General features: G+C 67.2%; 6 protein-coding genes and 1 pseudogene. 2 read left to right on the top strand and 5 right to left on the bottom strand.

Translation table 11 applies throughout. The annotated features are described in order from the left end of the window. Positions 1-222 precede the first annotated feature (222 nt). A pseudogene (locus tag U1872_RS20460) lies at positions 223-1,368 on the top strand (glycine--tRNA ligase subunit beta); the annotation flags it as partial. A gap of 79 nt (positions 1,369-1,447) precedes the next feature. Continuing rightward, positions 1,448-4,114, top strand: a complete 2,667-nt coding sequence (gene ppdK, locus U1872_RS20455; protein WP_332794747.1) for a pyruvate, phosphate dikinase — start codon at positions 1,448-1,450, stop codon at positions 4,112-4,114. 191 nt (positions 4,115-4,305) lie between these two features. On the opposite strand, the gene U1872_RS20450 is transcribed toward ppdK, so the two are convergent. From U1872_RS20450 to U1872_RS20430, 5 genes are all read right to left on the bottom strand, one after another. Beyond that, complete coding sequence (locus U1872_RS20450; RefSeq protein WP_332794746.1) at positions 4,306-4,959, bottom strand: helix-hairpin-helix domain-containing protein; 654 nt, start codon at positions 4,957-4,959, stop codon at positions 4,306-4,308. 75 nt (positions 4,960-5,034) lie between these two features. Continuing rightward, a complete protein-coding gene (locus U1872_RS20445; RefSeq protein WP_332794745.1) occupies positions 5,035-6,039 on the bottom strand; it encodes a type II secretion system F family protein in 1,005 nt (334 codons plus the stop codon). A 4-nt stretch (positions 6,040-6,043) separates the two neighbouring features. After that, positions 6,044-7,018, bottom strand: a complete 975-nt coding sequence (locus U1872_RS20440; protein WP_332794744.1) for a type II secretion system F family protein — start codon at positions 7,016-7,018, stop codon at positions 6,044-6,046. A 72-nt stretch (positions 7,019-7,090) separates the two neighbouring features. Next, positions 7,091-8,377, bottom strand: a complete 1,287-nt coding sequence (locus U1872_RS20435) for a pilus assembly protein CpaE (RefSeq protein WP_332794743.1) — start codon at positions 8,375-8,377, stop codon at positions 7,091-7,093. Beyond that, a complete protein-coding gene (locus U1872_RS20430; protein ID WP_443025423.1) occupies positions 8,377-9,027 on the bottom strand; it encodes a CpaD family pilus assembly protein in 651 nt (216 codons plus the stop codon). The genes U1872_RS20435 and U1872_RS20430 overlap by 1 nt, the downstream gene beginning before the upstream one ends. Positions 9,028-9,033 lie beyond the last annotated feature (6 nt).

Here is a 9,033-nt window from a genome sequence, read left to right as displayed (position 1 = left end):
CGCGCCCCGGCCCGCCGCGCCCCGCCCCCGGCCCGCCCCCCCCCCCCCCCCCCCCCCCCCCCCCCCCCCCCCCCCCCCCCCCCCCCCCCCCCCCCCCCCCCCCCCCCCCCCCCCCCCCCCCCCCCCCCCCCCCCCCCCCCCCACGCCTCAACAGGCGTCCCGCTCGGTAACGCAGTACTGCCCCTCTCCCCGACCCTCTCCCCTGAAGGGGAGAGGGAGACTTTGGCCGACCTCGCCGACCGCGCCGCGCGCCTGTGCAAGGCCGATCTCGTCACCGGCATGGTCGGCGAATTCCCCGAGTTGCAGGGCCTGATGGGCGGCTATTACGCCGCCGCCCAAGGCGAGCACCCCGCCGTCTCCGCGGCGATCCGCGATCACTACAAGCCGGTCGGGCAGGGCGATGATGTGCCCACCGATCCGGTGACGGTGGCGGTGAGCTTGGCGGACAAGCTGGATACGATAAGCTCTTTCTTCTACGCTGAGATGCCGCCGAGTGGGTCCAAGGATCCGTTTGCGCTCCGCCGCGCTGCGCTTGGCATTATCGCATTAATAGAAGAGCTGAGAATTCGTCTTCCGCTGACAATGGCGATGGCACGGATTGTCGCTTGGCATGTTGCGTCCAAAACCGAGTCTGAAAGGACCATTGACGCGTACAACGAGTTGGTGGCGGCCAAAGATGCGCGTGAAAATTGGCGGAAGATCGATATTGACGAACGGGTTAGAGAGTTCCGTTCTGGGCCAGAAGGCTTGGAGCGAGACTTTCTTGCTCCCGCGCGCCGCACGCGAGATGCTCTGCTTCCCTTCTTCGCCGACCGCCTCAAAGTCCAGCAACGCGAAGCCGGCGTCCGGCACGACCTGATCGACGCGGTGTTCGCGCTGGGTGGGGAGGACGATCTCGTCCGCCTGCTCGCGCGCGTGCGGGCATTGCAGGGGTTTGTCGGGACCGAGGATGGGGCGAACTTGCTCGCCGGGTATAAGCGCGCCGCGAATATCCTGAAGAAGGAGGGCTTCGTCGCCCCGGCGCAGGCCGGGGCCGCTTTACCGCCGGGTGAACCGGGTGCCACCAACGCAACGGCCCCGGCCTCCGCCGGGGCGACGGCATCTGGCTACACGCCCGAACCCGCCGAAACCGCACTCGCCGCCGCGCTCGACTCGGCTGAACCGGCCGCCGCCGCCGCGATCGTTCGCGAGGATTTCGAAGCCGCGATGGCCGCGCTCGCGACGCTGCGCGCCCCGATCGACGCGTTCTTCGAGAGCGTCATCGTCAACGACCCCAAACCCGCCAAGCGCACAGCGCGGCTCGGTCTGCTTGATCGCGTTCGTGCTGCGGTGCACAACGTGGCCGACTTCTCGAAGATCGAGGGCTAGCCCCGCGATGGTGTGATCATACCGCGACTTTTGCCGACGCCTCCCCAGCGAAAACCCAGGCACTGAGTAGGGAATATCCATGACGTACGTATATCGGTTTGGCGGCGGCGTTTCGGACGGGGGCAAGGGCGATCGCAATCTGCTGGGAGGCAAGGGCGCGAACTTGGCCGAGATGGCGTCGATCGGCCTGCCAGTCCCGCCGGGCTTCACCATCTCGACCGATTTCTGCGCGGTCTATTACGACGAAGGCGGGCAGTTTCCGCAAGGGTTGCGCGACGAGGTCGCCACCGGGATCGGACATATCGAAGGCGTGACGGGCAAGCGCTTCGGCAACGCTGCCGATCCGCTGCTCGTCTCGGTCCGCTCGGGCGCACGCGCCTCGATGCCGGGCATGATGGACACCGTGCTCAACCTCGGCCTCAACGACCAGACCGTCGAGGGCCTCGCCACCACGTCGGGCGACGCGCGCTTCGCGTGGGACAGCTATCGCCGCTTCATCCAGATGTATTCGGACGTCGTGCTCGAGCTCGACCATGACGCGTTCGAGGAAGCGCTCGAAATCGCCAAGGAAGACCGCGGCTATTTCCTCGACACCGATCTCACCGCCGACGATCTGCGCGCGCTGGTCGCCGAATATAAGGCGCTGGTCGAAAAGCAGTGGGGCAAGCCCTTCCCGCAGGACGTCCACGACCAGCTGTGGGGCGCGGTCGGCGCCGTGTTCGGCTCATGGCAGTCCGAGCGCGCCAAGGTCTATCGCCGCCTCAACGACATCCCGGCATCGTGGGGCACCGCGGTCAACATCCAGGCGATGGTGTTCGGCAACATGGGCGACACCTCGGCGACGGGCGTGGCGTTCACTCGCGACCCCGCCAAGGGCGACCGCGCCTATTACGGCGAGTTCCTGATCAATGCCCAAGGCGAAGACGTCGTCGCCGGCATCCGCACCCCGCAATACCTCACCACCGCCGCGCGCCAGGCGGCGGGCGCCAAGCCGCTGTCGATGGAAGAAGCGATGCCGGTGGTGTTCGCCGAGCTGGCCAAGGTGTTCGACCTGCTCGAGACGCATTACCGCGATATGCAGGACATCGAATTCACCGTGCAGCAGGGCAAGCTGTGGATGCTCCAGACGCGCTCGGGCAAGCGCACCGCCAAGGCCGCGCTGAAGATCGCGGTCGACATGGCCGAGGAAGGGCTGATCACGCGCGAAGAGGCGGTCGCACGGATCGACCCTGCGGCGCTCGACCAGTTGCTCCACCCGACGCTCGACCCCAAGGCGACGCGTGACGTGCTGACCAAGGGCCTGCCCGCGTCGCCCGGCGCTGCCTCGGGGCAGGCGGTGTTCGATAGCGACACCGCCGAGAAGCGCGCGCAAGCCGGCGATTCGGTGATCCTGATCCGCACCGAAACCTCGCCCGAGGACATTCACGGCATGCACGCAGCGCGCGGCATCCTGACCGCGCGCGGCGGGATGACCAGCCACGCTGCCGTGGTCGCGCGCGGCATGGGCCGTCCGTGCGTCTCGGGCGCGGGGTCGATCTCGATCGACGCCAAGGCCGGCGTGATGAAGGTCGGCGACCGGACGATCCGCGAGGGCGACCTCGTCACGATCGACGGCACCACCGGCGAAGTGATGGCGGGCGAAGTGCCGACCGTGCAGCCCGAACTGTCGGGCGATTTCGCGGCGTTGATGGTCTGGGCCGACGGCGTGCGCCGCCTCAAGGTCCGCGCCAATGCCGAGACCCCGCTCGACGCCAAGGTCGCGCGCGAGTTCGGCGCCGAGGGCATCGGGCTGTGCCGCACCGAGCACATGTTCTTCGATGCGCAACGCATCACCGACGTCCGCCAGATGATCCTCGCCGAGGACGAAGCCGGCCGCCGTACCGCGCTCGACAAGCTGCTGCCCGCACAGCGCAGCGATTTCGTCCAGCTGTTCGAGGTGATGGCGGGCCTGCCCGTCACGATCCGCTTGCTCGATCCGCCGCTTCACGAATTCCTGCCGCATCAGGAAGCCGAATTTGCCGAGGTCGCGCGGTCTGCTGGGATCGACATCGACGTGCTCAAGCGGCGTGCCGCCGAGCTCCACGAGTTCAACCCGATGCTCGGCCATCGCGGCTGCCGGCTCGGCGTGACGTACCCTGAAATCTACGAGATGCAGGCGCGCGCGATCTTCGAGGCGGCGATCGAGGTCGCGGTCAAATCGGGCGCGGCACCGATCCCCGAGGTGATGATCCCGCTGGTCGGCACCGCGCGCGAGCTCGAGCTGATGAAGGCCGTGGTCGACAAGGCAGCGGAAGCCGTGTTCGCCGACAAGGGGCAACGCATCGAATATCTCGTCGGCACGATGATCGAGCTGCCGCGCGCCTGCCTGATGGCGGGCGAGATCGCCGAGATTGGCGAGTTCTTCTCGTTCGGCACCAACGACCTGACGCAGACCACGCTCGGCGTCAGCCGTGATGACGCCGCGCGCTTCCTCACCACCTATGTCGAGCGCGGCATCTACGCGCGCGATCCGTTCGTCTCGCTCGACGTCGAGGGCGTCGGGCAGCTGATCGGCATGGCGGCGGAGCGCGGTCGCGCGGCGCGTCCCGGTATCAAGCTCGGCATTTGCGGCGAGCATGGCGGCGATCCGGCGAGCATCGCGTTCTGCGAGGCGACCGGGCTCGACTACGTCTCGGCCTCGCCGTACCGCGTGCCGATCGCGCGATTGGCGGCGGCGCAGGCGGCGCTGGCGAAGACCGCGGGCTGAGGTAGAGGGCTGGGCCTGCGGCGTTACACGCAGGTTCCTCCCCCGGTCGCCCTGAGCCGGTGGAACGGCACCCTCCATCACGCGATCGACCAGCGTGCTGCGAGGAGGGCTTCGACAAGCTCAGCCCGAACGGTATTGGGGAGCGCGAAAATGAAGCGAAGATGGGAAGGCGAGTTTGGTCTAACCCGCCGCTAGTCGACCCTGTCAGCGGCCGCGAACCGCGCGGCATGTTCGGCATCGCCTCCGGCGCGCAGCAGCGCGGCCTGATCGCGCCATTGTTCGCGGGCCATCCGCCCGACTGTCAGGCCGAGCCGATGCTCCAGCGCCATCTCGTCCGCGTCCGACCATTTCGCAAGATCCTCGAAGCGTATGATGCCGAGGCTGAACATGCGCGCCGCGAGCAGCGCGTCGATCCCGCGGATCCGCGTCAGATCGTCCCGCGGGCTGGCGTCGAGCCAGGCACGCTGCGGCGGCGCGCTGGGCGCGACCGGCGCCTCGGGCACGACGGACGCATCGTCACTTACCGGCGCATCGTTCGGGCGAACCGGCGCGGCAGCCGGTTCCGCGCGGGTGCGGGCTGTGGCGCGCAGCGCGGCGATCGTCTGCTCGGCCTCGGCATGGTCGGCGCGCACCGCGTCGGCTTCGGCCTTGAGGTCGTTCGCGCGCTGCCGCGCGGCGCGAACCTTGTCCTGGGCATCGCGGTAATAGGCGCTGAAGCTGTCGGACTGCGCCAGCACGCGGCGCTTCCATTTTCGCGGATTGGGCGCACTTGCATAGCCGAGCAGCCAGCCCGCGAGCAGCGTGATCGCCAGGACGACGACCTGTTCCGGCGTGGTGAACAGCATGACGATGATCCCCGACCTTTGTTACGCCGGCGATCCTGCCGTCAACGCCGCGTCGGGGCAAGTTCGTACAATAGCTTAGACGCCGTGCTTGAAGGCATCCGAGATCGAGCAGGCCGCTGGCCCGAGAATGACGACGAACAGCGTCGGCAGGATGAACAGGATCAGCGGGATCGTCATGATCGCGGGCAGGCGCGCGGCCTTCTCCTCTGCGCGCATCATCCGTTCGTTGCGGAACTCGCCCGACAGCACGCGCAGTGCCGAGGCGAGGGGCGTGCCGTATTTTTCGGTCTGGATCATCGTGGTCACCACGCCCTTGACCGCGTCGAGCTTGACCCGCTGCGCAAGGTTCTCGAATGCCTGGCGCCGTTCCGAAAGGAACCCGAGCTCGATCGCGGTGAGCGTGAATTCGTCGCCCAGCTCGGGATAGGCGCGGCCCAGCTCGCGCGCGACGCGCTGGAAGGCGGCGTCGACCGTCAGGCCCGCTTCGGCACAGATGACGAGCAGGTCGAGCGCGTCGGGCAGCCCCTTCTGGATCGCCTGCGACCGCTTCGAGATCAGATTGTCGAGATAGAGATCGGGTGCCTTGTACGAAAGGATGAAGTTGACCGCGACCAGGCCATACGCCTTCCACGGCGTCCAGTCGGCAAACATCGTCGTGCCATAGACGACATAGACGCCGAACACGCCCCAGGTGAGCGGCAGCACGAGCCGGCCGAAGATCACCGCGACGGCATATTCCTTCGAGCGAATCCCGGCCTGCATCAGCTTGGTCTGCGCGGCCTTGACCTGACTGTCCTGCAGCACCTTCATGCCCGACAGCAGCGCCTTGATGCGGTCGGTCGTCTCATTCTTTGTGACGAGCTTGGCGCGGCGCTTGGTCGAGGCGGTGATGCCGGCCTTCAGTTGCTCGCGGCGGTCGTTGAGCGCCTTGACGCGCTTGGTCATCGGGTCGCGCACCGTCGTCGCGGCATAGATGGCGAGCAGCACCATCAGCGCGGCGACGCCGGCGAGCATCGTGGCGACGGTGTAGACGTCGACGCCGAGGATGTGCGGGCTGGTGGAAGGGGTGACAGGGTTCATCGCATCAGATCTCGAAATTGACCATGCGGCTCATGATGAACGCGCCGAGGCCCATCCAGATCATGCCGCCGGCACCCGCGACCATCAGCCGCTGGTCGATGAAGAAGTTCTGCATGTAGCTGCCGTTGATCATCCAGATCATCCCGAACACGATGAACGGCAGCGAGCCGACGATATAGGCCGAGGCCTTCGATTCCGACGACATCGCCTTGATCTTGAGCTTCATCTGCCCGCGCATGCGCAACACGTTGGCGAGGTTGGCGAGCGTCTCGGCAAGGTTGCCGCCGGTCTCGCGCTGGATCGCGATGGTGATCACGAAGAATTGGAATTCGGGCGTGCCGAGCCGGTCGGCGGTCTCCTGCAGCGCGGCATCCATCGTCCGCCCGATCTTCATCTTGTCGGTGATGGTCTTGAATTCGACGCCGACCGGGCCGTCGACCTCGGCGCCGACCACGGAGATCGTCTCGGTGATCGGCAGGCCCGAGCGCAGCCCGCGCACCAGCAATTCGATCGCATCGGGAAACTTCGCGGTAAACTTGGCGATGCGCCGCTTGATGAAGAAGCCGACCACCTTGTGCGGCAAACCCGCGCCGACCACGACGCCCACCAGCAGTGCGAGCAACAGCGGCGCACCCGTGAACAGCACCAGCAGCGTCATCACCGTGGCGAGGCCGAGTGTCGCCATGCCATATTGGCCGACGGTCCAGCTCTTGCCGGTCATTGCCAGGCGCTTCTTGAGCAGCGCCGGGCGGGGCAGGAAGCGCATCGCCGCTGCGTCCATCCGTGTGCCGCGCAGCGCCGAGATACGGCGCATCTGCGCGTCGACCAGCGCGGTCGCCGAATCGCCGTGGCGTGCGCGCACTGCCACCATCCGCCGCGCGCGGGCGCGTTCGGGCGACGGGCCGGCAAAGGCGAAAGCCAGCAACATCAGCACGACCAGCGCGCCGGCGCCGAGCAAGAGGACGGGAATCAGTTCCATGCGACCTATCAAGCGCCCCGCTTCGTTACGACGGCGTTTACGCCGTCGGAATTACCGATCATCGTGTGCCGCTCACGGCTTTTTCGCGCGCGAAACCATCGCCTTGAAGTCGAACTTGCCGATTAGCGAAGTGCCCTTGCCGGAGCCCTTCTTCTTGGTCGCGCCGTCGGTCGACTCGGCCGAATCACCGACCGCCATCAACTTGAGCGCGAGATCGACGATCGGCACGATGGTCTTGGACGTCTTGCCGGCCTCGGCGAAGGGTTTGCCGAGCTTGGCCGCCTGCGCCGCCAGTTTCTGGTCGAACGGGATCAAGAAATCGATTTTGCGTTCGATCGACCCTTCGAAATCCTTGCGGCTGATCTCGAGCTGCGCGGCCGGCTGGACGCGGTTGGCAACGACCAGCACCTGCGTCTGCGGCGCGTTGGATTTCATCCACGACAGCAAGCGGATCGTGTCGCGCGCGGCGGCGAGCGTCAGCTCGGTCACCACCACCGCGACCTGGATGTCCGACATCAGGTGCGGGTGCAGCACCAGCACGCCGCGCGGTAGATCGACCACGGTGCATTCGAACGCCGCGCGCATCTCCTCCTGCAACTGGTAGAAGGCCGAACCGTCGGTCAGCACGGGCGAATTGATCGGCGCCTCGGCCGACAGCACCGACAGGCGCTCGCTCGACTTGACCATCGCGCGTTCGATGAACAGCCCGTCGATCCGACTTGGATTTTCGATCGCGTCGGTCAGGCCGCGCCCGGGCTCGAGGTCGAGCGACAATGCGCCGGTGCCGAAATGTACGTCGAGATCGAGCAAGGCGGTGGTGCGCGCGCCCCGCTCGCTGAGCAGCCACGCGACCGATGTCGCCAGGCTCGATGCGCCGACACCGCCGCGCGCGCCGAGGAAGGCGGTCGAGATGTGCGGGCGCTCGGTGCCGGCCTCGACGACCTTGGGCGCGTTCAGGATCGCCTGTGCGTTGGTGAACGCATCGCGCAGCATATCGGGACTGAGCGGCTTGAGCAGATAATCCTGGATCCCGCTGACGACGAGGTCGCGATACAGCCGGACGTCGTTTACCTGACCCGCCGCGATCACAACGGTCCCGGGTTCGCACACCTCGGCGAGGGCATTGATGTCGTTGAGCGGATCGCCGCTCTCCGACAGGTCGACGAACAGGATCTGCGGACTCGCCGAGACGGAGAGCGACTGCACCGCGTTGCGCAGCCCGCCCTTGTTCACCTTCTCGGGCGCCCAGCCCATCTCGACGGCGATCGGGCGCAGCGTCTCGGCGGTGGTCTCGTCGCAGACATAGGCACTGAACGGATCGCGCAGGCCGATACGACCTGGAGAAAAAGGAGCGTTCATTACTTGCCACCCCCGGTGCTTTCGGCCTTGATCGTGGCGCCGCCGGCGCCGGCGGGGGCGGCCTTGCGATAGCTGTCGATCGCCTTGGCCGACGACAACGGGTCGGCCACCAGGCTACCAGGCTGACCGCGGACCAGATCCGCCGGGCTGGCGACCATCGCGGCGAGCGTGGCGTTGACCGCGCAGCCATGGTTGGACGACGTGTTCGACTCGAAATCGGTCGAGCTGTTGCGGCTGTAATCGGGGCAGCCGGGGACGGTGGCCTGCGTGCGTGAAACGACGACGCGGACCGTCCCGGCGCTGACCGGCGTGTTGGTGAAGGGCGCGTCGTCGGCGACGAGCAGGCCGAAATGCGATGCCTGCCGCGCGACCGCGTCGCGCACGCCGCCACCATAAGGGTTGGGATCGTCGACCGCGACGCGGTCGCCATAGCCGACCTGCAGCGACGCCATCCAGCCCGCCAGACGCTGTTCCTCACCGGCAGCGAGGCCGGTGCCGCTGGTCGCGACGTCGAGCGCATAGTCGGTGCGGCTGACGACCGGCTGATGGACCGATTCGAGCCCGCGGTTCTGCGTGCCCTCACAGGCACTGGCCAGCAAGGCGGGAACCAGACCGGTCGCGATCAGGAGTGCACGGCGATACATTGGCATGTCCCT

This window comes from Parasphingomonas frigoris (genome assembly GCF_036663815.1).
Classification (GTDB): Bacteria; Pseudomonadota; Alphaproteobacteria; order Sphingomonadales; family Sphingomonadaceae; genus Sphingomonas.
Note: the sequence above shows the minus strand (reverse complement) of the source record. Positions and strands in the feature narration are given on the sequence as shown.

Coding starts and splice junctions, on each gene's coding strand:
- ppdK (WP_332794747.1), top strand. CDS start 1,448: ATGACGTACGTATATCGGTTTGGCGGCGGCGTTTCGGACGGGGGCAAG.
- U1872_RS20450 (WP_332794746.1), bottom strand. CDS start 4,959: ATGCTGTTCACCACGCCGGAACAGGTCGTCGTCCTGGCGATCACGCTG.
- U1872_RS20445 (WP_332794745.1), bottom strand. CDS start 6,039: ATGAACCCTGTCACCCCTTCCACCAGCCCGCACATCCTCGGCGTCGAC.
- U1872_RS20440 (WP_332794744.1), bottom strand. CDS start 7,018: ATGGAACTGATTCCCGTCCTCTTGCTCGGCGCCGGCGCGCTGGTCGTG.
- U1872_RS20435 (WP_332794743.1), bottom strand. CDS start 8,377: ATGAACGCTCCTTTTTCTCCAGGTCGTATCGGCCTGCGCGATCCGTTC.
- U1872_RS20430 (WP_443025423.1), bottom strand. CDS start 9,027: ATGCCAATGTATCGCCGTGCACTCCTGATCGCGACCGGTCTGGTTCCC.